The organism is Bacillus sp. MSP13, from assembly GCF_000815295.1.
GTDB classification, from domain to species: domain Bacteria; phylum Bacillota; class Bacilli; order Bacillales; family Bacillaceae; genus Bacillus; species Bacillus vallismortis.
Genome location: NZ_JXAQ01000017.1, coordinates 15687 through 37816, shown reverse-complemented (window position 1 = coordinate 37816; position 22130 = coordinate 15687). Strand labels below are relative to the sequence as shown.

Genomic DNA, 22130 nt, shown 5'->3' with positions numbered 1-22130 from the left:
TGTTGTACAATAAATGTAGTGAGGTGGATGCAATGGCGAAGACGTTGTCCGATATTAAAAGATCGCTTGATGGGAATTTAGGTAAAAGGCTGACGTTAAAAGCAAACGGTGGCCGCCGAAAAACAATTGAGCGTTCGGGCATTTTAGCTGAGACGTACCCTTCTGTTTTTGTGATACAACTAGATCAAGACGAGAATTCGTTTGAAAGAGTTTCATACAGTTATGCTGATATTTTAACTGAGACTGTTGAGTTGACATTTAATGATGACGCCGCAAGCTCAGTGGCATTTTAACGGGCAGTGAACCTTTTGTTTACTGCTTTTTGTTTTGCCTTTTTTGGTTTCCAGTAATTATGACGAAAGTTCCGCCTGATATAACAAAAGATAAAACAGTCACATATTTATCGTGGCGTGCACGAATGGCTATCACTTCTAAAAAAAGGGGTTGTTTCGTTTGGGCAGACGTCGTGGAGTTATGTCAGATGAGTTTAAATATGAGCTGGCTAAAGACCTTGGTTTTTATGACACAGTGAAAAATGGCGGCTGGGGCGAAATTCGCGCCCGCGATGCCGGTAACATGGTAAAGCGCGCCATTGAAATCGCTGAACAGCAAATGGCTCAGAATCAGAATAACCGATAAGGATGTGACCCGGGGGACGTGCTGTTTCCCGGTTTTTATTTTGGGCATAAATACGTAATGGGCTGCAATATGGATATGTTCATCCTGCACTTCAAATGTGATACAATGTTCATACTTATGTTTAGATGGAGAAGTAGGTGAAAGCTATGCGTATTTTAGAAAAAGCGCCAGCGAAGATCAATTTGTCACTTGATGTTACCCGAAAACGCCCGGATGGCTATCACGAAGTCGAAATGATCATGACGACGATTGATTTAGCGGATCGGATTGAATTGACGGAGCTGGCAGAGGATGAAGTGAGGGTCTCTTCCCATAACCGTTTTGTGCCCGACGATCAAAGAAACTTAGCTTATCAGGCTGCCAAGCTGATCAAGGACAGATACAACGTAAAAAAGGGAGTTTCCATCATGATTACGAAGGTGATTCCGGTGGCTGCCGGTCTTGCCGGCGGAAGCAGTGATGCGGCAGCGACGCTTAGAGGGCTGAACAGACTGTGGAATTTAAATCTTTCTGCAGAAACGCTTGCTGAGCTTGGAGCGGAAATTGGCTCCGACGTTTCATTTTGTGTTTATGGCGGAACGGCACTGGCAACAGGCCGCGGCGAGAAAATTAAACATATCAGCACGCCACCCCACTGCTGGGTCATTTTAGCGAAGCCGACAATCGGTGTTTCAACTGCTGAAGTGTACAGACAGCTGAAGCTGAATGATGTAGAGCATCCCGATGTGCATGGCATGATTGAGGCTATAGAGGAAAAGAATTTTCAAAAGATGTGCAGCCGTTTAGGCAATGTGCTTGAATCAGTTACGCTTGATATGCATCCTGAAGTTGCCATGATCAAAAACCAGATGAAACGCTTTGGGGCAGATGCCGTGCTAATGAGCGGGAGCGGCCCGACAGTGTTTGGACTGGTTCAGTATGAGTCGAAGGTGCAGAGAATTTATAACGGGTTAAGAGGCTTCTGTGATCAGGTTTATGCGGTGAGAATGATCGGCGAACAGAACGCTCTTGATTAAATCCGTATGTTAAGTTATATTGATCTTAAAATATTCGGATTTTGGGGGTAAGTTCATGAAGTTTCGTCGCAGCGGCAGATTGGTGGACTTAACAAATTACTTGTTAACCCATCCGCACGAGTTAATACCGCTAACCTTTTTTTCAGAGCGGTATGAATCTGCAAAATCATCGATCAGTGAAGATTTAACAATTATTAAGCAAACCTTTGAGCAGCAGGGAATTGGTACTTTGCTTACTGTTCCCGGTGCTGCCGGGGGCGTCAAATATATACCGAAAATGAAGCAGGCTGAAGCTGAAGAGTTTATGCAGACACTTGGACAGTCGCTGGCAAATCCTGAGCGTATCCTTCCGGGCGGTTATGTATATTTAACGGATATCTTAGGAAAACCATCTGTACTCTCCAAGGTAGGGAAGCTGTTTGCTTCTGTGTTTGCAGACCGCGAAATTGATGTTGTCATGACCGTTGCCACCAAAGGCATCCCTCTGGCATACGCAGCTGCGAGCTATCTGAATGTGCCTGTCGTCATCGTTCGCAAAGACAACAAGGTAACAGAAGGCTCCACAGTCAGCATTAATTACGTCTCAGGCTCCTCAAACCGCATTCAAACAATGTCACTTGCGAAAAGAAGCATGAAAACAGGCTCAAACGTGCTCATTATTGATGACTTTATGAAAGCGGGCGGCACCATTAATGGCATGATTAGCCTGTTGGATGAGTTTAACGCAAATGTGGCAGGAATCGGCGTCTTGGTTGAAGCCGAAGGAGTAAATGAACGTCTTGTTGATGAATATATGTCACTTCTCACTCTTTCAACCATTAACATGAAAGAGAAGTCCATTGAAATTCAGAATGGCAATTTTCTGCGTTTTTTTAAAGAGAATCTTTTAAAGAATGGAGAGACAGAATCATGACAAAAGCAGTCCATACAAAGCATGCCCCAGCGGCAATCGGGCCTTACTCACAAGGGATGATTGTAAATAATATGTTTTACAGCTCAGGCCAAATCCCTTTGACTCCTTCAGGAGAAATGGTGAACGGAGATATTAAGGAGCAGACACATCAAGTATTCAGTAACTTAAAAGCGGTGCTGGAAGAAGCAGGTGCTTCTTTAGAAACAGTTGTAAAAGCAACTGTATTTATCGCGGACATGGAACAGTTTGCGGAAGTAAACGAAGTGTACGGGCAATATTTTGACACGCACAAACCGGCAAGATCTTGTGTGGAAGTTGCGAGATTGCCGAAGGATGCGCTAGTTGAAATCGAAGTTATTGCATTGGTGAAATAATAATCAAAAGTGATTCTGGGTGAACCTCGGAATCACTTTTTTATTTACCTTATGCCCGAAATAAGAGCGTTATGACCTAATTGTGTAACTATATCCTATTTTTTCAAAAAATATTTTAAAAACGAGAAGGATTTCAGAAAGAATCGTGGAATTGATACACTAATGCTTTTATATAGGGAAAAGGTGGTGAACTACTGTGGAAGTTACTGACGTAAGATTACGCCGCGTGAATACCGATGGTCGCATGAGAGCGATTGCATCCATCACGCTGGATCACGAATTTGTTGTTCATGACATTCGTGTGATTGATGGAAACAATGGTCTTTTCGTTGCGATGCCGAGTAAACGCACCCCTGATGGAGAGTTCCGCGATATCGCTCATCCTATTAATTCAAGCACGCGAGGTAAGATTCAAGATGCCGTGTTAAATGAGTATCATCGTCTGGGTGACACTGAAGCATTAGAATTCGAAGAAGCTGGAGCTTCTTAAAAAATAACCAAAAGCAAGGACTGCTGAAAGGGCTGACATAAGCCTTTTGCTGGCGGTCCTTTTTTAATTCTGATTTTTCAAACTCAATTGTACGCCATAGAAAATTCTTGTACATCATCAAGTCTCCTTGAAATCAGAAGATATTTAGGATATATTTTTCTATGGATAAAAGGGATATTGGAGGCCAATAAATGGATAAGCGGTATGCAGTTGTTTTAGCGGCTGGACAAGGAACGAGAATGAAATCAAAGCTTTATAAAGTCCTTCATCCAGTTTGCGGTAAGCCTATGGTAGAACACGTCGTGGACGAAGCCTTAAAGTTATCTTTATCGAAGCTTGTCACGATTGTCGGACATGGTGCGGAAGAAGTGAAAAAGCAGCTTGGTGATAAAAGCGAGTACGCGCTTCAAGCAGAACAGCTTGGCACTGCTCATGCTGTAAAACAGGCACAGCCATTTCTTGCTGACGAAAAAGGCGTCACAATTGTCATTTGCGGAGATACGCCTCTTTTAACAGCAGAGACAATGGAACAGATGGTGAAAGAACATACACAAAGAGAAGCGAAAGCGACGATTTTAACTGCGGTTGCAGAAGACCCAACCGGATACGGCCGTATTATTCGCGGCGAAAACGGAGCGGTTCAAAAAATCGTTGAGCACAAGGACGCCTCTGAAGAAGAACGTCTTGTAACCGAGATCAATACCGGTACGTATTGTTTTGACAATGAAGCGTTATTCCGGGCCATTGATCAGGTGTCTAATGACAATGCTCAAGGTGAGTATTATTTGCCCGATGTCATAGAAATTCTTAAAAACGAAGGCGAAACTGTTGCCGCTTACCAGACTGGTAATTTCCAAGAAACACTCGGAGTTAATGATAGAGTCGCTCTTTCTCAGGCAGAACATTTTATGAAAGAGCGTATTAATAAACGGCATATGCAAAATGGCGTAACGCTGATTGATCCGTTGAACACGTATATTTCTCCTGACGCTGTCATCGGAAGCGATACTGTGATTTATCCTGGGACTGTGTTGAAAGGTGAGGTGCAAATCGGAGAAGATACGATTATCGGACCTCATACGGAGATCATGAATAGTTCTATAGGCAGCCGTACGGTTATCAAACAATCGGTAGTCAATCACAGTAAAGTGGGGAATGATGTAAACATAGGACCTTTTGCTCACATCAGACCTGATTCTGTCATCGGGAATGAAGTGAAGATCGGGAATTTTGTTGAAATCAAAAAGACTCAATTCGGAGACCGAAGCAAGGCTTCTCATTTAAGCTATGTCGGAGATGCTGAGGTAGGCACAGATGTAAACCTGGGCTGCGGTTCAATAACTGTCAATTATGATGGAAAGAATAAATATTTGACAAAAATTGAAGACGGCGCGTTTATCGGCTGCAACTCCAACTTGGTTGCCCCTGTCACAGTCGGAGAAGGCGCTTATGTGGCGGCAGGTTCAACTGTTACGGAAAATGTACCTGGAAAAGCGCTTGCTATTGCCAGAGCGAGACAAGTAAATAAAGACGATTATGTGAAAAAAATTCATAAAAATTAATCCTAAATTCGGAGGTTTACCATGTCTAATCAATACGGAGATAAGAATTTAAAGATTTTTTCTTTGAATTCGAATCCAGAGCTTGCAAAAGAAATCGCAGATAAAGTTGGAGTTCAGTTGGGAAAATGTTCTGTCACAAGGTTTAGTGACGGGGAAGTCCAAATTAATATCGAAGAAAGTATTCGCGGATGCGACTGTTATATCATCCAGTCTACAAGTGCCCCCGTTAACGAGCATATTATGGAGCTGCTGATTATGGTAGACGCGTTAAAACGCGCCTCTGCAAAAACGATTAACATCGTGATTCCTTATTACGGTTATGCGCGCCAAGACAGAAAAGCGAGATCCCGTGAGCCAATTACAGCAAAACTTTTCGCAAACCTGCTTGAAACAGCCGGTGCTACTCGCGTAATTGCACTTGATCTGCATGCGCCGCAAATCCAAGGATTCTTTGATATACCGATTGACCACTTAATGGGTGTTCCGATTTTAGGAGAATATTTTGAGGGCAAAAACCTTGAAGATATCGTCATTGTTTCACCAGACCACGGCGGTGTGACACGCGCCCGTAAACTGGCTGACCGACTAAAAGCGCCGATTGCAATTATCGATAAACGCCGTCCTCGTCCAAACGTGGCGGAAGTCATGAATATTGTAGGTAATATCGAAGGGAAGACCGCTATCCTGATCGATGACATTATTGATACTGCAGGCACCATTACACTTGCTGCTAATGCGCTCGTTGAAAACGGGGCGAAAGAAGTATATGCCTGCTGTACACACCCTGTGCTTTCAGGCCCTGCTATTGAACGGATTAATAACTCAACAATCAAAGAGCTTGTTGTGACAAACAGCATCAAGCTTCCTGAAGAAAATAAAATTGAACGGTTTAAGCAGCTTTCAGTCGGACCGCTTCTGGCTGAAGCCATTATTCGCGTTCATGAGCAGCAATCAGTCAGCTATCTCTTCAGCTAAATCGATTTTTAAAGGTTTAGATCCTTGTCGTTATGGGTATTGTTTGTAATAGGACAATAAAACGATAATAGGATGGTGCTGAATATGGCAACTTTAACGGCAAAAGAAAGAACGGACTTTACTCGTTCGTCTCTTCGGAATATCCGTACTTCAGGACATGTTCCAGGTATCATATATGGGAAAGACACGGGAAACAAACCTGTATCATTAGACAGTGTGGAGCTGATCAAAACGCTGAGGGACGAAGGGAAAAATACAGTCCTCACGCTTGATGTCAGCGGAGAAAAACATTCTGTCATGGTAACAGACCTGCAAACGGACCCACTGAAAAATGAAATCACGCACGCAGACTTTCAAGTGGTCAATATGAGTGAAGACATTGAGGTGGAAGTTCCGATCCATCTGACCGGAGAAGCCATTGGAGTGAAAAACGGAGGCGTATTGCAGCAGCCGCTGTACGCACTTACTGTAAAGGCTAAGCCAAAAGCCATTCCGCAAACGATAGAGGCTGATATTTCAAACCTCGATGTAAATGAAGTACTGACAATTGCGGATTTGCATGCTGGCGATGACTACTCCTTTCATCATGAATCAGATGAGGTCTTGGCTTCTATCCTTCCTCCGCAGCAGCAGGAAACAGCTGAGATAGATGAAGAGGAATCTGCCGATGCTCGGCCTGAAGGTGAAAACAAAGAAAAATAGCAGCTTAAGGCGTAACCCTCCCGCGGTTACGTCTTTTGTGCTAGAATGAGAAGAATTATGGCCCGCTTATGCAGACGGGAGTTTATGTGACTAAGGGAGGATTCGCCATGCTTGTGATCGCCGGTCTCGGAAACCCGGGGAAGAACTATGAAAACACACGGCATAATGTCGGATTTATGGTGATAGATCAGCTTGCAAAGGAATGGAATATTGAGCTGAATCAAAATAAATGGAATGGATTATACGGAACCGGATTTGTTTGCGGCAAAAAGGTTCTACTCGTTAAACCGCTTACATATATGAATTTATCAGGAGAATGTTTGCGGCCTTTAATGGACTATTATGATGTCGAAAATGACGAAGTAACAGTCATTTACGACGACCTCGATCTTCCGACTGGCAAGATCCGTTTAAGAACAAAAGGAAGCGCCGGAGGGCACAATGGCATCAAATCACTGATCCAGCATCTTGGAACATCCGAGTTTGACCGTATCCGCATTGGAATCGGCCGGCCTGTAAACGGTATGAAGGTCGTTGACTATGTGTTAGGCTCTTTCACCAAGGAGGAGGCACCTGATATTGGTGAAGCGATCGCAAAATCTGTGAAGGCTTGTGAAGCTTCTCTGAGTAAACCATTTTTGGAAGTCATGAACGAATTTAACGCAAAGGTATAAAATGAATCAACAAAGCCCATACTACACCAAAATGACATTTTCATCAGGAGGTCCCTTGTATGGCTTTGCATTATTATTGTCGTCATTGCGGAGTGAAAGTAGGCAGTCTCGAATCTTCCGCGGTATCGACTGACTCACTTGGATTTCAGCACTTAACAAACGAAGAAAGAAACGATATGATTTCTTATAAAGAAAATGGAGATGTCCATGTATCGACGATATGTGAAGATTGCCAAGAGGCGCTTGACCGAAATCCGCATTACCACGAACATCACACATTTATTCAATAAAAAGCTTTGGTGTAGACACTAGACCAAAGCGTTTTTCTGTTCTCACAGGAAACAGAGAGGAGGGGCCATATGGACAATATTCAAACCTTTATAAAAGAAAGCGATGACTTTAAATCCATCATCAACGGTTTACACGAGGGGCTGAAGGAACAGCTGCTCGCGGGTCTTTCGGGTTCCGCGCGTTCTGTTTTCACTTCTGCCCTGGCTAATGAAACGAAAAAGCCTATCTTTCTCATCACTCATAATTTGTATCAAGCCCAGAAAGTAACGGATGATCTGACTGCACTTATAGAGGATCAGTCTGTTCTTTTGTACCCCGTCAATGAACTCATTTCATCAGAAATCGCAGTCGCAAGCCCTGAATTGAGAGCGCAGCGATTAGATGTCATTAATAGATTAACGAATGGAGAAGCGCCAATTGTTGTTGCGCCTGTAGCTGCGATCAGAAGAATGCTGCCGCCTGTAGAGGTGTGGAAAAACAGTCAAATGCGCATTCAAACGGGCCATGATATCGAACCTGATCAGCTTGCATCACAGCTTGTAGAGATCGGTTATGAGCGCTCTGATATGGTTGCTTCACCCGGGGAATTCAGCATTCGCGGAGGAATCATCGACATATACCCGCTGACTTCAGAGCATCCGGTGAGAATTGAGCTTTTTGACACCGAGGTGGATTCAATTCGCAGCTTTAACTCGGATGATCAGCGGTCAATTGAGACCCTTTCCTCGATCAATATCGGTCCTGCGAAGGAATTGATTATCAGGCCTGAAGAAAAGGTTCGGGCCATAGAGAAAATGGATAAAGGTCTTGCCGCAAGCCTGAAAAAATTAAAGCAAGACAAGCAAAAAGAAATTCTTCATACAAATATTTCGCATGACAAAGAACGTTTGTCTGAAGGCCAGACAGATCAGGAGCTGGTGAAGTATCTCTCGTATTTCTATGAAAAGCCTGCTAGTTTACTAGATTATACACCTGATAATACACTTCTGATTTTGGATGAAGTCAGCCGGATTCATGAGATGGAAGAACAGCTTCAAAAAGAAGAAGCCGAGTTCATAACAAACCTTCTTGAGGAAGGTAAGATTTTGCATGACATCAGTTTGTCATTCAGCTTCCAAAAAATAGTAGCTGAACAAAAACGCTCTCTGCTGTACTATTCTTTATTTTTGCGGCATGTACACCATACGAGTCCGCAAAATATCGTCAATGTGTCAAGCAGGCAAATGCAAAGCTTCCATGGCCAAATGAATGTGCTTGCGGGAGAAATGGAGCGCTTTAAAAAATCCAACTTCACCGTTGTATTCTTAGGTGCAAATAAGGAACGTACGCAGCGGTTATCTTCTGTTCTGGCTGATTACGAAATCGAAGCCGCCGTGACGGACAGCAAAAAAGCGCTTGTTCAGGGACAGGTTTATATCATGGAAGGCGAGCTCCAATCGGGCTTTGAGCTGCCGTTAATGAAGCTTGCCGTTATTACAGAAGAAGAACTATTCAAAAACCGCGTAAAAAAGAAGCCGCGTAAACAGAAGCTTACAAATGCAGAGCGCATCAAGAGCTATTCCGAGCTGCAAATCGGTGATTATGTCGTTCATATTAATCACGGGATCGGGAAATATTTAGGGATTGAAACCTTAGAAATCAACGGGATTCACAAAGACTATTTAAACATTCATTATCAGGGAAGCGACAAGCTTTACGTCCCTGTCGAACAAATTGATCAGGTGCAAAAATATGTTGGCTCTGAAGGGAAAGAGCCAAAGCTGTATAAATTAGGTGGAAGCGAATGGAAGCGGGTCAAGAAAAAAGTAGAGACATCGGTTCAGGATATTGCTGATGACTTAATTAAGCTATATGCCGAAAGGGAAGCGAGCAAGGGCTATGCGTTTACGCCTGATCATGAGATGCAGCGTGAATTTGAGTCGGCGTTTCCTTATCAAGAGACTGAGGATCAGCTTCGTTCCATTCACGAAATCAAAAAGGACATGGAACGAGAACGTCCGATGGACCGCTTGCTATGCGGAGATGTGGGCTATGGCAAAACAGAGGTTGCCATACGTGCTGCATTTAAGGCGATAGGTGACGGGAAACAGGTAGCGTTGCTTGTTCCGACAACCATTTTGGCACAGCAGCACTATGAAACCATTACTGAGCGCTTTCAGGACTACCCGATTAACATCGGCCTGCTCAGCAGATTCAGAACGAGGAAAGAAGCGAACGAAACGCTCAAAGGATTAAAAAACGGTACTGTTGATATCGTCATTGGGACGCACCGGCTGTTATCCAAAGATGTCGTTTATAAAGATTTAGGGCTCCTTATCATTGATGAAGAGCAGCGTTTCGGTGTAACCCATAAAGAGAAGATCAAGCAAATCAAAGCCAATGTGGATGTATTAACATTAACTGCCACGCCTATTCCGCGTACGCTGCATATGTCTATGCTTGGCGTAAGGGATCTTTCAGTCATCGAGACTCCGCCGGAAAACCGATTCCCCGTGCAGACGTATGTTGTGGAATACAACGGCGCCCTTGTCAGAGAGGCGATTGAACGTGAGCTAGCGCGCGGAGGCCAGGTCTATTTCTTGTACAACCGGGTAGAGGATATTGAACGGAAAGCGGATGAGATCTCTATGCTTGTCCCTGACGCGAAGGTGGCGTATGCGCATGGGAAAATGACAGAAAACGAACTAGAAACCGTTATGCTGAATTTTCTTGAAGGAGAATCAGACGTTCTCGTCAGCACAACCATTATCGAAACCGGCGTAGACATCCCGAACGTCAATACGCTCATTGTATTTGACGCAGACAAGATGGGGCTTTCTCAGCTTTATCAGCTGCGGGGGCGTGTCGGCCGTTCTAATCGTGTGGCGTATGCTTACTTTACGTACCGTCGGGATAAAGTGCTGACAGAAGTGGCTGAGAAAAGGCTGCAGGCCATTAAAGAATTCACAGAGCTTGGTTCCGGTTTTAAAATTGCAATGCGTGACTTAACAATTCGCGGAGCAGGGAACCTTCTCGGCGCCCAGCAGCACGGATTTATCGACTCAGTCGGATTTGATCTCTATTCACAAATGCTGAAGGAGGCCATTGAGGAGCGTAAAGGAGACACAGCGAAAACGGAGAAGTTTGAAACAGAAATTGATGTCGAGCTTGATGCCTATATTCCTGAAACCTATATTCAAGACGGCAAACAGAAAATTGATATGTATAAACGCTTTAGGTCTGTGGCTACACTCGAAGAAAAGAATGAACTTCAAGACGAAATGATCGACCGGTTTGGAAACTACCCTAAAGAAGTCGAGTACTTGTTTACTGTTGCTGAAATGAAGGTTTATGCGAGACATGAAGGTGTTGAGCTGATTAAGCGGGATAAAGATGCGGTCAGATTGACGATTTCTGAAGAAGCAAGTGCTGATATTGACGGCCAGAAGCTGTTTGAGCTGGGCAATAAATATGGCAGGCAAATCGGATTGGGAATGGAAGGCAAAAAGCTCAAAATCTCCATACAGACGAAAGGCCGGAGTGCCGATGAATGGCTCGAAACAGTGCTGGGCATGCTGAAAGGCTTAAAAGATGTGAAAAAGCAAACCATTTCATCAACGTAAAATTTGTTACTCTCTGGTGTATATTACATTTGATGTGACGGATACTAATTTCAAGCGAGGCGGAAGGTACATAAAGTAACTGCTTTAGGTCTTTCCCACATGTATATACCATCAAATGAAAGAGAGGCACCAGAGATGAAAGCAACCGGTATCGTACGTCGTATTGATGACTTAGGTCGGGTCGTGATCCCTAAAGAAATTCGCAGAACTCTGAGAATCAGGGAAGGCGATCCGCTTGAGATTTTTGTAGATCGTGACGGAGAAGTTATTTTGAAAAAGTACTCTCCGATCAGTGAGCTTGGAGACTTTGCAAAGGAGTATGCGGACGCGCTTTACGATAGTCTCGGCCATTCAGTGCTGATTTGTGACCGCGATGTATATATTGCCGTGTCCGGCAGCTCGAAAAAAGACTATTTAAACAAGCCAATCAGCGAAATGCTGGAAAAAACAATGGATCAGCGCAGTTCCGTGCTTGAGAGTGACACGAAATCAGTACAGCTTGTTAATGGCATAGATGAGGACATGAATTCTTATACTGTCTGCCCAATTGTGGCGAATGGTGATCCGATAGGCGCCGTGGTTATTTTTTCAAAGGATCAGACAATGGGAGAAGTAGAGCATAAAGCCGTTGAGACAGCAGCTGGATTCTTGGCTCGTCAAATGGAACAGTAGGTCTTATTCCTTTTATCAAAAATAGGTATGAAAAGAACAGCTCTCCTTGGGACGCTGTTCTTTTTTACGTGCATGCCGATAAAGGATTCCAAGGGTTGGGATATGGTATAATAACCTCGTTTTTATTTATGCCGCGGCAATACGTGAACCGTATTGCCCCTGACGTTGGGAAGGAGCTTTTGGATGGACGATTCAATAGGCGTCAAACGGCATTGGATTTGGCAGGGGGCATTTGTTTTAATTCTGGCAGGCGTCATCTCAAAAATATTAAGCGCCGTTTACAGAGTCCCGTTTCAAAACATTGTCGGCGATGTTGGATTTTATATATATCAGCAGGTATACCCCTTTCTCGGTATTGCGGTCATGCTGTCCACATCAGGATTTCCGGTCATTATCTCGAAACTGATGAATGATTATAGTGAAAAAAGCCATCGCAACATATTAAAAATATCAGCGTTGTTTTTGTCGTTAATCGGCATTTTATTATTTCTTTGCTTATATATGGGTGCTGTTCCAATCGCACGTTTTATGGGAGATTCACATCTCGCCGTGTTAATTCAAGTGACTGCGTTTGCGTTTCTGCTCTTCCCGTTTGTCGCGCTGCTTAGAGGCGCTTTTCAAGGGCGGCAAGATATGTTCCCGTCAGCTTTATCGCAGATGACAGAGCAGTTTCTGCGTGTTGCGGTGCTCCTGGGCTTATCATATTGGCTCGTCAAACAGGGGGCTTCGCTCTATACTGCGGGAGCGGCAGCGGCTTCAGGCTCTCTTGCCGGAAGTTTCGTTGGGTTAATCATCCTTGGTTTTCTTTGGTTCAAAGTGAAAAGAGACAACCAAACGAATAGCCACAATGAAAATGTCATTACAACAAAAGAACTGATAAAAAAACTGCTCTTGTATTCGGTTACAATTTGTGTAAGCAGTTTGCTGCTTTTGCTGATCCAGCTTGTCGATGCGTTGAATTTATATGCTTTGCTTTCGGGCGGTGAGGCAAGCGAAGAAGCGAAACGCCTAAAGGGAATTTATGATCGGGGGCAGCCCTTGCTGCAGCTCGGTTCAGTTTTCGCGGTGAGCATCGCGACATCACTCGTTCCGTATATTTCAAAGGCCGTAAAGGACAAAGAGCTGAAGATCATGAAAGAAAAAGTCACGTCATCTTTAAAATTATGTCTTGTACTGGGTACAGGGGCGTCGGCTGGGTTGATTTGCATTCTTGAGCCGGTCAACATCATGCTGTTTCAAAATAGTGAAGGGACAGCCGCGTTACAAGTATTCAGCAGCTCCATCTTGTTTGCATCCTTGGCGGTCACGGCAGCCGCAGTTTTGCAGGGAGCGGGCTACACTGTTTTTCCTGCGATAGCGGTGGGCGCCGGTCTTGCATTAAAATGGGTGTTAAACACTCTTTTGGTGCCGCACTATGGGATTGAAGGGGCATCAATTGCAACGGCTGCTTCCTTTGCGGCTGTCGCCGGCCTTAACTTGTATCAGCTTCGGCAAAAAGAATGGCTGGGCAAGCTCAAAGGCATTTTGATTCCGATGATTGGATCTGCCCTTTTAATGGCGGCAGTCTTGTTTACATATTTGCGACTCTGGGCTTTTTTGCTTCCTGCAGCAGGAAGAGGAGCATCTGCGATTGAAAGTTTTTCTGCTGTTGCCATTGGTGGCGCGGTGTTCATTTATTGTATGATGAAATTGGGAATATTTACAGATGAAGAGCTAAACAGTGTGCCTTTTGGCAGCAAGTTAAGCAAAATCATCAGAAGGAGAGAACAAAATGGCGGGTAATATTACAGTCGTCGGACTTGGTGCCGGAGACATGGACCAATTGACAATTGGGATACATAAGCTGCTGACGAAGGCAGATACGCTTTATGTCAGAACCAAGGATCATCCCTTAATTCAGGAGCTTGAAAAAGATACGAAGACTATCCGTTTTTTTGACGATATATATGAGAAACACGACCAGTTCGATGCCGTATACGAAGAAATTGCTGAGATCCTGTTTGAAGCGGCGCAACATGAGGACGTGGTTTATGCTGTGCCGGGACACCCCTTTGTAGCGGAAAAAACAGTACAGCTGCTGACGGAGCGGCAGGAAGAGGAACATGTTCAAGTAAACGTCGCGGGAGGACAAAGTTTTCTTGATGCCACATTCAATGCCTTGCAAATCGACCCGATTGAAGGTTTTCAATTTGTGGATGCCGGCACGTTGTCCGCGGATGAGCTTGAGCTCAGACATCACCTGATCATATGTCAGGTTTACGACAAAATGACGGCTTCTGAAGTCAAACTGACATTGATGGAGAAGCTTCCAGACGATTATGAGGTTGTAATCGTGACTGCGGCGGGGAGCCGTGACGAGGAAATCCACCCAGTGCCTTTATTTGAGCTGGACCGCAATGTCGCCTTGAATAACTTAACAAGTGTGTATATTCCGCCGATTAAAGAAGAGAAGCTGCTTTATCACGAATTTTCCGCGTTCCGAAGCATCATCAGAGAGCTTCGCGGGCCTAATGGATGTCCGTGGGATAAAAAGCAGACTCATCAGTCATTAAAACAATACATGATTGAAGAATGTTATGAACTTCTCGAAGCAATTGATGAAGAAGACACAGACCACATGATCGAAGAGCTCGGCGACGTTTTGCTTCAGGTTTTACTCCACGCACAAATAGGTGAAGATGAAGGTTATTTCACTATTGATGATGTCATAAAAGGGATTAGTGAAAAAATGGTCCGAAGACATCCCCATGTGTTTAAAGATGCTAAGGTTCAGGATGAAAACGATGTTTTGGCAAATTGGGAAGACATAAAAAAAGCCGAAAAAAGCACTCCAGAAGCATCCTTATTAGACAGCGTGCCGAAAACACTTCCAGCTCTTTCAAAAGCCGCTAAACTCCAGAAAAAAGCAGCGAAGGTCGGTTTTGATTGGGAAGACGTCAGCGATATTTGGGAAAAGGTAAGCGAGGAAATGAAAGAATTTTCTTCTGAGGTTTCTGAAGATCCTCATGAACACAATCTCAAGGCTGAGTTTGGCGACGTATTGTTCGCACTGGTGAATGTAGCCCGCTTCTACAAAATAGAGCCTGAGGAAGCACTGGTGATGACCAATGACAAATTCCGGAGACGCTTCTCTTATATTGAGAAAACTGCGAAGGAACAGGAAATTGAGCTGGCTGATATGTCTCTTGAAGACATGGACAAACTGTGGAATGAAGCAAAAGAAACTGAGAGGAGATCATAAATATGAGATTAGATAAATTTTTGAAAGTATCACGGCTGATTAAGCGACGTACATTAGCAAAGGAAGTAGCTGACCAAGGACGAATCTCTATTAACGGAAACCAGGCTAAAGCAAGCTCTGACGTGAAACCCGGAGATGAACTAACGGTCCGCTTCGGCCAAAAGCTTGTAACAGTTCAAATAAATGAGTTGAAAGACACGACGAAAAAAGAAGAAGCTGCAAACATGTATACAATCCTAAAGGAAGAAAAACTCGGCGAATAGGCTTGTTCTAAAAACATCCCCCGCCTCATACAATGCAGTAATAATGCTAAAAGTATCGAGGATATGGGGGCTGAATAGATGAATTCATATTACGATCAAAAAGGTTCTTCGTCTGTTCCGGAAGAGCATGATGTGACAATGAAAGGCCGGAAGCATTTAGATATTTCTGGGGTTAAGCATGTGGAGAGCTTTGATAATGAAGAGTTCCTTCTGGAAACGGTGATGGGGATGCTCTCAGTCAGAGGCCAAAACTTGCAGATGAAAAATTTAGATGTGGAAAAAGGGATTGTATCTATTAAAGGCAGGGTATTTGATTTAGTGTACTTAGACGAACAACAAGGGGATAAAGCTAAAGGGTTTTTTAGCAAGTTGTTTAAATGACGCTGACGACACAATTCTATACAATGCTGGCGATGTCCGGTATGGGGCTCTGGTTCGGCGCATCGCTTGATACATACCGGCTCTTTGTCATTCGTGCCAAAACTGCCAGATGGCTATTATTTATTCATGATCTTCTTTTCTGGATTGTGCAGGGGCTGCTTTTCTTTTATGTTTTGCTTCATGTAAATGAGGGAGAATTCAGGCTGTACATCTTTTTAGCGGTTCTGCTGGGCATTGCGACGTATCAGAGCCTTTGCAAGCGAATCTATATAAAAATACTGAAATTCGTCATTCACCTTGTTGTTTCTGTTTATCAATTCTTCAAAAAACTCATTCAGCATGTGTTATTTCGTCCTGTTTTATGGACATGCGGAGCGATCATTTGGCTGGCGTCGTTTTTATTAAAGAAAACATACCGCCTGATCGTTTTTCTCTTGTTGTGTCTATATAAAATAGCCATGGTTCTGTGTTTTCCGATCCGTTTTATCGCAAAACAATGTTTGAAACTTCTTCCTGAAAAAATACGTCTAACTATGAGACGTTATTTTGAAAAAGGTGCAGGATTTCTCCAAAAGAAGAAGAAACTATTGGTAACCATAAGAACGGCCATCACACGTTTTTTGAAGAGATGAAAGGAGGACCGTCTGGTTTGAAATTTTCCAGTGAACGAACGATAACTGAAATACAAAACGACTATAAAGAACAAGTAGAGCGGCAGAATCAGCTGAAGAAAAGAAGGCGTAAAGGGCTGTACAGGCGGTTGACTGTATTCGGCGCCCTCGTATTTCTGACGGCAATCGTGCTGGCGAGCTCTGTATGGTCTCAAACATCTTCCCTTAGCGCAAAAGAAGAAAAGAAAGAACAGCTTGAGAAAGAACTAAAAAGTTTAAAGACAAAACAAGCGGATTTAAAAGAAGAAATATCCAAATTGAAGGATGAGGATTACGTTACAGAGCTTGCCAGACGGGACTTATTCATGTCCGGAGACGGAGAAATTATCTTCAATGTGGAGAAGAAGAGCAAGTAGCCTTGTTGACACTTAAATTTTTATTTAGGTATAATTAAGCAAACGATCTTTTTATAAGCCTAAGGAGGAGCACTTTTTTTATGTCGATTGAAGTTGGCAGCAAGTTGCAAGGGAAAATTACAGGTATTACAAATTTTGGAGCATTTGTTGAATTGCCTGGAGGCTCAACCGGTCTCGTTCACATCAGTGAGGTAGCTGATAACTATGTCAAAGACATTAACGACCACTTAAAAGTCGGCGACCAAGTTGAAGTGAAAGTCATCAACGTTGAAAAAGACGGGAAAATTGGTTTATCTATTAAAAAAGCTAAAGACCGTCCGCAAGCCAGACCTAGAAATGATTTCCGTCCGAAAGAATCTTTTGAACAGAAAATGAATAAGTTTTTAAAAGACAGCGAAGATCGCTTGTCATCTTTAAAGCGTAATACGGAATCAAAACGTGGAGGGCGCGGAGCAAGAAGAGGATAACTTGCTGCTTTCTATAAATAAATGAAGCATCCGTTCATCCCGACGGATGCTTTTTTATTATCCTCTCCCGCTTTTAAAATCAGAAAATTACAACATTAAAGTTTCTGTTGACGAAAAGGACAAACCTTTGTAATATATAACTTGTGCTCAAACGCACAAAACAATATGGCGGTGTAGCTCAGCTGGCTAGAGCGTACGGTTCATACCCGTGAGGTCGGGGGTTCGATCCCCTCCGCCGCTACCATATTTGTTTGGCCCGTTGGTCAAGCGGTTAAGACACCGCCCTTTCACGGCGGTAACACGGGTTCGAATCCCGTACGGGTCATCCTAAGAAAACCGGTTTCTCTTGTAGAAACCGGTTTTTTTCATTTTTAGACAACATTCCGGATATTCTTTTGATAAATGAATATCTAGGCAGAAACCGTCGAAGACTTCTTTAATATTGTTCCCTTCTTTTGACAAAATCCTATCTGTGCTTTCGCTATAATGACAGGCAACGAATATAACAGGTGGGAGATGAGAGGAATGGAAAAAGCAGAAAGAAGAGTGAACGGGCCAATGGCGGGACAAGCTTTGGAAAAACTCCAATCGTTTTGTAACAGGGGCGCGAAGCTGGTGACTCATCATTTGCATTCACTGTTTTTCTACAAAGGATTCATTTATGTCGTCATCGGATTTTTGCTTGGACGGGCTTTCATATTATCCGAGGTGCTTCCTTTCGCACTTCCTTTCTTTGGAGCAATGCTTCTGATCAGAAGAGATAAGGCGCTTTATGCAGTGCTGGCTGTACTTGCGGGTGCGCTAACCATTTCTCCAAAGCACTCATTGCTCATATTAGCGGCATTACTGGCATTCTTCGTATGTTCTAAAGTGGCCGCCTTCATCACCGATGATCGTGTGAAAGCACTTCCGATTGTTGTGTTTTTCTCCATGGCTATAGCAAGAGCCGGGTTTGTTTACGCCCAAAGTGGCGTGTTTACAACTTATGATTATGTAATGGCTGTCGTTGAAGCTGGACTATCCTTTATTTTGACGCTGATTTTCCTTCAAAGCCTTCCGGTTTTTACCGTAAAAAAAGTGAAACAGTCATTGAAGATAGAAGAAATTATTTGTTTTATGATCCTTATCGCTTCTGTTTTGACGGGGCTGGCCGGCTTGTCCTATCAAGGGATGCAGGCAGAACATATATTGGCCCGTTATGTTGTATTGAGTTTTTCCTTTATTGGCGGTGCAAGCATTGGCTGTACCGTTGGTGTCGTGACCGGCCTGATCCTTGGTTTGGCGAATATCGGAAATCTTTATCAAATGAGCCTGCTTGCTTTTTCCGGTTTATTAGGCGGTTTGCTGAAGGAAGGAAAAAAAGCGGGCGCAGCAATCGGTCTGATCGTTGGATCTCTTCTTATTTCTTTATATGGTGAAGGCTCCGCTGGTCTAATGACGACGCTTTATGAGTCATTAATCGCAGTCGGCCTGTTTTTGCTTACACCTCAATCGATTACAAAGAAAGTGGCGAGATATATTCCGGGAACGGTGGAGCATCTTCAAGAGCAGCAGCAATATGCCAGGAAAATCAGAGATGTCACGGCTCAAAAGGTAGACCAGTTCTCCAATGTATTCCACGCGCTGTCTGAAAGCTTTGCAACCTTTTACCAAACATCAGAAGAACAGACAGATGACAGCGAAGTTGATTTGTTTTTAAGCAAGATCACAGAGCACTCCTGTCAGACGTGCTACAAGAAAAACAGGTGCTGGGTACAGAACTTTGATAAAACATATGACTTAATGAAACAAGTTATGCTTGAAACAGAAGAAAAAGAATATGCATCTAACCGAAGGCTGAAAAAAGAGTTTCATCAGCATTGCTCTAAATCAAAGCAGGTTGAAGAGCTGATTGAGGATGAACTCGCACATCATCATGCCCATTTGACGCTGAAGAAAAAGGTACAGGACAGCAGGCGTCTTGTTGCTGAACAGCTTTTAGGTGTTTCTGAGGTCATGGCAGACTTTTCTCGGGAAATAAAAAGAGAGCGGGAACAGCACTTTCTGCAGGAAGAGCAAATCATAGAAGCGCTTCAGCATTTCGGAATCGAGATTCAACATGTGGAAATCTATAGTCTTGAACAAGGAAATATCGATATCGAAATGACGATACCATTCAGCGGCCATGGAGAAAGTGAAAAAATCATTGCCCCTATGCTTTCCGACATTTTGGAAGAACAAATTCTTGTGAAAGCCGAACAGCACTCCCCGCACCCGAATGGATACAGCCATGTTGCCTTTGGATCAACAAAATCATATAGGGTATCTACCGGTGCCGCTCACGCTGCGAAAGGCGGCGGCCTTGTCTCCGGCGACAGCTACAGCATGATAGAGCTTGGGGCCAGAAAATATGCAGCGGCCATCAGTGATGGGATGGGTAATGGTGCAAGGGCGCATTTCGAAAGCAATGAAACGATCAAGCTTCTTGAAAAAATCCTTGAATCCGGCATTGATGAAAAAATAGCAATTAAAACAATCAACAGCATATTGTCCCTGAGGACAACTGACGAGATTTATTCCACGCTTGACCTATCTATTATCGATCTTCAGGATGCCACCTGTAAATTTTTGAAGGTCGGATCGACGCCTAGTTTTATCAAAAGGGGTGATCAGGTCATGAAAGTTCAAGCGAGCAATCTGCCAATCGGCATTATTAATGAATTCGATGTGGAGGTTGTGAGTGAGCAGCTGAAAGCGGGTGACCTCTTGATCATGATGAGTGACGGTATTTTTGAGGGGCCAAAACATGTAGAAAATCATGATTTATGGATGAAACGCAAAATGAAGGATTTAAAAACAGATGACCCGCAGGAGATTGCTGATTTGCTAATGGAGGAAGTCATTCGCACGAGATCCGGCCAGATCGAGGACGATATGACGGTGGTTGTCGTCCGGATTGACCACAATACACCAAAGTGGGCATCGATTCCTGTTCCGGCCATCTTTCAAAACAAACAAGAAATTTCATAATGCTTCCGTATAAATCAAATTTCTTCTGGCGATGATGAGAATATATGAATCTGAGAATCCTCGTATTCTCCAGGAGGAATGAATGTGAACAACGGACATTTAAATCAAATTTTGCTGATAACGGATGGCTGCTCGAATCATGGGGAAGACCCGCTAGCAATGGCTGCTTATGCTAAGGAGCAGGGGATTACGGTAAATGTGATAGGTATAATGGAAGAAAATCAAATTGACCCAGAGGCAATGAAGGAAGTTGAAGGAATTGCGCTTGCCGGGGGCGGCGTGCATCAAGTCGTTTATGCGTCCCAGCTTTCACAAACCGTGCAAATGGTGACAAAAAAAGCGATGACGCAAACCTTGCAAGGTGTAGTCAATCAAGAGCTGAAACAAATCCTTGGAAAGAATGTGGAGATGGAGGAGCTTTCACCGGAAAAACGCGGCGAAGTGATGGAAGTGGTAGACGAGCTTGGAGAAACGGTGCATCTTCAGGTGTTGGTTCTTGTCGATACAAGCGCGAGTATGGCGCCTAAGCTTCCAACTGTAAAAGAGGCATTGATAGATTTGTCTGTCAGTCTCAATTCCCGAATCGGGAATAACGAATTTGCGATGTGTATATTTCCCGGGAAAAAACAAGAGGTCGAGCTTGTGCTGAACTGGACACCGAAGCTGCAATCTCTTTCCACTCTCTTTGCAAAGTTGTCGACAGGCGGCATCACGCCTACAGGCCCAGCGATACGCGAAGCGACAATGCAGTTTGAAAAAATCCGCTCAAGAAGGAGCATGCTGGCAGATGATGAACGACGCTTTAACGAGTTTGGCATGTAGCCTTAAGCCGGGTACGACAATCAAAGGCAAGTGGAACGGAAACACTTATACGCTGCGTAAACAGCTTGGAAAAGGGGCCAATGGAATTGTGTATTTGGCAGAAGCATCAGATGGACATGTTGCCTTAAAGGTGAGTGATGACAGCTTGTCTATTACTTCTGAAGTGAATGTCTTGAAATCTTTCTCAAAGGCCCAGTCCGTTACAATGGGGCCTTCTTTTTTTGATACAGATGATGCCTATATCCCCAGTGCAAATACGAAGGTTTCATTTTATGCAATGGAATACATAAAAGGCCCGCTGCTTCTGAATTATGTCAGTGATAAAGGAGCAGAATGGATACCGGTATTGATCATTCAGCTTTTATCCAGCTTATCGGTGCTTCACCAACAAGGATGGATATTCGGCGATCTTAAACCTGACAATTTGATCGTAACCGGTCCGCCAGCAAGAATCCGCTGCATTGACGTAGGCGGCACGACAAAGGCAGGACGGGCAATAAAAGAGTATACCGAGTTTTACGACAGAGGCTATTGGGGGTATGGAACGAGAAAAGCAGAGCCATCCTACGATCTGTTTGCTGTTGCCATGATCATGGTCAACAGCGTGCATAAAAAAGAATTCAAGAAGTCAAATCAGCCTAAGGAACAGCTTAGATCTCTAGTCGAAGGACACTCGCTGCTGAAAAAGTATAAAAACGTGCTTATTTCAGCATTGAACGGGGCTTATCAATCCGCAGATGAAATGAAGAAAGACATGCTCGACACTGGGCAAAGGGCAGTGCAGGGAAAACAAGCTGCTAAAGCACCGGCGCAGCCTGTCATAAGACAAAGCCAGCAAAAACCGCGCCAAGGGAAAGTAACGAAGACACGATACACCCCCAAACAAAAGGCCGCTAAGTCGGGGGGATTATTTGAAACAACGCTTATCGTGATCAGTGTTTTAGCACTTTATTTCGCCTACATTATCTTTTTCTTAATCTGAATGGCACAATCTGCTAAGCCTATGCTTC

The 22130-nt window shown here is 43.8% G+C and carries 23 protein-coding genes and 2 tRNA genes; all 25 read left to right on the top strand.

Annotated elements, in window-relative coordinates; all coding sequences use genetic code 11:
• Nucleotides 1–32: 32 nt before the first annotated feature.
• The 25 genes from veg (at nucleotide 33) to SC79_RS19125 (ending at nucleotide 22102) form a co-directional block, all read left to right on the top strand.
• Entirely contained in the window at nucleotides 33–293 is a 261-nt protein-coding gene (veg, locus tag SC79_RS19245; RefSeq protein ID WP_003218330.1) for a biofilm formation stimulator Veg, read from the top strand.
• A gap of 160 nt (nucleotides 294–453) precedes the next feature.
• A complete protein-coding gene (locus SC79_RS19240; protein WP_003218333.1) occupies nucleotides 454–639 on the top strand; it encodes a small, acid-soluble spore protein, alpha/beta type in 186 nt (61 codons plus the stop codon).
• A 146-nt stretch (nucleotides 640–785) separates the two neighbouring features.
• The gene (ispE, locus tag SC79_RS19235; RefSeq protein WP_039076452.1) at nucleotides 786–1655 is read left to right on the top strand and encodes a 4-(cytidine 5'-diphospho)-2-C-methyl-D-erythritol kinase; all 870 of its coding nucleotides are present in this window, start codon (nucleotides 786–788) and stop codon (nucleotides 1653–1655) included.
• A 55-nt stretch (nucleotides 1656–1710) separates the two neighbouring features.
• Complete coding sequence (gene purR / locus SC79_RS19230) at nucleotides 1711–2568, top strand: pur operon repressor (RefSeq protein ID WP_039076451.1); 858 nt, start codon at nucleotides 1711–1713, stop codon at nucleotides 2566–2568.
• On the top strand, nucleotides 2565–2942 hold the full coding sequence (ridA, locus tag SC79_RS19225) for a 2-iminobutanoate/2-iminopropanoate deaminase (protein WP_039076450.1): 378 nt from the start codon (nucleotides 2565–2567) through the stop codon (nucleotides 2940–2942). Before purR ends, ridA begins: the two co-directional genes overlap by 4 nt.
• Nucleotides 2943–3138: 196 nt before the next feature.
• On the top strand, nucleotides 3139–3432 hold the full coding sequence (gene spoVG, locus SC79_RS19220; protein ID WP_003218346.1) for a septation regulator SpoVG: 294 nt from the start codon (nucleotides 3139–3141) through the stop codon (nucleotides 3430–3432).
• Between the two features lie 191 nt (nucleotides 3433–3623).
• Complete coding sequence (gene glmU / locus SC79_RS19215; protein WP_039076449.1) at nucleotides 3624–4994, top strand: bifunctional UDP-N-acetylglucosamine diphosphorylase/glucosamine-1-phosphate N-acetyltransferase GlmU; 1371 nt, start codon at nucleotides 3624–3626, stop codon at nucleotides 4992–4994.
• A 21-nt stretch (nucleotides 4995–5015) separates the two neighbouring features.
• Entirely contained in the window at nucleotides 5016–5969 is a 954-nt protein-coding gene (locus tag SC79_RS19210) for a ribose-phosphate diphosphokinase (protein WP_039076448.1), read from the top strand.
• 84 nt (nucleotides 5970–6053) lie between these two features.
• Complete coding sequence (locus tag SC79_RS19205) at nucleotides 6054–6671, top strand: 50S ribosomal protein L25/general stress protein Ctc (RefSeq protein ID WP_039076447.1); 618 nt, start codon at nucleotides 6054–6056, stop codon at nucleotides 6669–6671.
• 107 nt (nucleotides 6672–6778) lie between these two features.
• Nucleotides 6779–7345 carry an aminoacyl-tRNA hydrolase gene (gene pth, locus SC79_RS19200; protein WP_039076446.1) on the top strand — a complete coding sequence of 189 codons (567 nt, stop codon included), beginning with the start codon at nucleotides 6779–6781 and terminating at the stop codon, nucleotides 7343–7345.
• A 59-nt stretch (nucleotides 7346–7404) separates the two neighbouring features.
• Nucleotides 7405–7635, top strand: coding sequence for an anti-sigma-F factor Fin (fin, locus tag SC79_RS19195; RefSeq protein ID WP_039076445.1), 231 nt, complete (start codon nucleotides 7405–7407; stop codon nucleotides 7633–7635).
• Nucleotides 7636–7704: 69 nt separating this feature from the next.
• Nucleotides 7705–11238, top strand: a complete 3534-nt coding sequence (gene mfd, locus SC79_RS19190) for a transcription-repair coupling factor (protein ID WP_039076444.1) — start codon at nucleotides 7705–7707, stop codon at nucleotides 11236–11238.
• Between the two features lie 135 nt (nucleotides 11239–11373).
• A complete protein-coding gene (gene spoVT / locus SC79_RS19185) occupies nucleotides 11374–11910 on the top strand; it encodes a stage V sporulation protein T (protein WP_039076443.1) in 537 nt (178 codons plus the stop codon).
• 183 nt (nucleotides 11911–12093) lie between these two features.
• Nucleotides 12094–13692 (top strand): putative polysaccharide biosynthesis protein, encoded by a 1599-nt coding sequence (locus SC79_RS19180; RefSeq protein ID WP_039076442.1) that lies wholly within the window; start codon nucleotides 12094–12096, stop codon nucleotides 13690–13692.
• Nucleotides 13682–15151: a nucleoside triphosphate pyrophosphohydrolase gene (gene mazG / locus SC79_RS19175; RefSeq protein ID WP_039076441.1), complete on the top strand. Its 1470-nt coding sequence runs from the start codon at nucleotides 13682–13684 to the stop codon at nucleotides 15149–15151. Before SC79_RS19180 ends, mazG begins: the two co-directional genes overlap by 11 nt.
• A 2-nt stretch (nucleotides 15152–15153) precedes the next feature.
• Nucleotides 15154–15414: an RNA-binding S4 domain-containing protein gene (locus SC79_RS19170; RefSeq protein WP_039076440.1), complete on the top strand. Its 261-nt coding sequence runs from the start codon at nucleotides 15154–15156 to the stop codon at nucleotides 15412–15414.
• Between the two features lie 78 nt (nucleotides 15415–15492).
• Complete coding sequence (gene yabP, locus SC79_RS19165; RefSeq protein WP_039076439.1) at nucleotides 15493–15795, top strand: sporulation protein YabP; 303 nt, start codon at nucleotides 15493–15495, stop codon at nucleotides 15793–15795.
• The gene (gene yabQ / locus SC79_RS19160) at nucleotides 15792–16427 is read left to right on the top strand and encodes a spore cortex biosynthesis protein YabQ (protein ID WP_039076438.1); all 636 of its coding nucleotides are present in this window, start codon (nucleotides 15792–15794) and stop codon (nucleotides 16425–16427) included. Before yabP ends, yabQ begins: the two co-directional genes overlap by 4 nt.
• A 17-nt stretch (nucleotides 16428–16444) precedes the next feature.
• Nucleotides 16445–16822 (top strand): cell division protein DivIC, encoded by a 378-nt coding sequence (gene divIC / locus SC79_RS19155; protein WP_082022851.1) that lies wholly within the window; start codon nucleotides 16445–16447, stop codon nucleotides 16820–16822.
• 80 nt (nucleotides 16823–16902) lie between these two features.
• On the top strand, nucleotides 16903–17289 hold the full coding sequence (locus tag SC79_RS19150) for a S1 domain-containing RNA-binding protein (protein WP_003218379.1): 387 nt from the start codon (nucleotides 16903–16905) through the stop codon (nucleotides 17287–17289).
• Between the two features lie 167 nt (nucleotides 17290–17456).
• Nucleotides 17457–17533: transfer RNA gene (locus tag SC79_RS19145), tRNA-Met, on the top strand.
• A 9-nt stretch (nucleotides 17534–17542) separates the two neighbouring features.
• Nucleotides 17543–17614, top strand: a tRNA-Glu gene (locus SC79_RS19140).
• Nucleotides 17615–17814: 200 nt separating this feature from the next.
• On the top strand, nucleotides 17815–20298 hold the full coding sequence (gene spoIIE, locus SC79_RS19135) for a stage II sporulation protein E (RefSeq protein WP_039076436.1): 2484 nt from the start codon (nucleotides 17815–17817) through the stop codon (nucleotides 20296–20298).
• Between the two features lie 84 nt (nucleotides 20299–20382).
• The gene (locus tag SC79_RS19130) at nucleotides 20383–21120 is read left to right on the top strand and encodes a VWA domain-containing protein (RefSeq protein WP_082022849.1); all 738 of its coding nucleotides are present in this window, start codon (nucleotides 20383–20385) and stop codon (nucleotides 21118–21120) included.
• Nucleotides 21086–22102, top strand: a complete 1017-nt coding sequence (locus SC79_RS19125) for a protein kinase domain-containing protein (RefSeq protein ID WP_039076434.1) — start codon at nucleotides 21086–21088, stop codon at nucleotides 22100–22102. Before SC79_RS19130 ends, SC79_RS19125 begins: the two co-directional genes overlap by 35 nt.
• The last annotated feature ends 28 nt before the right edge of the window (nucleotides 22103–22130 follow it).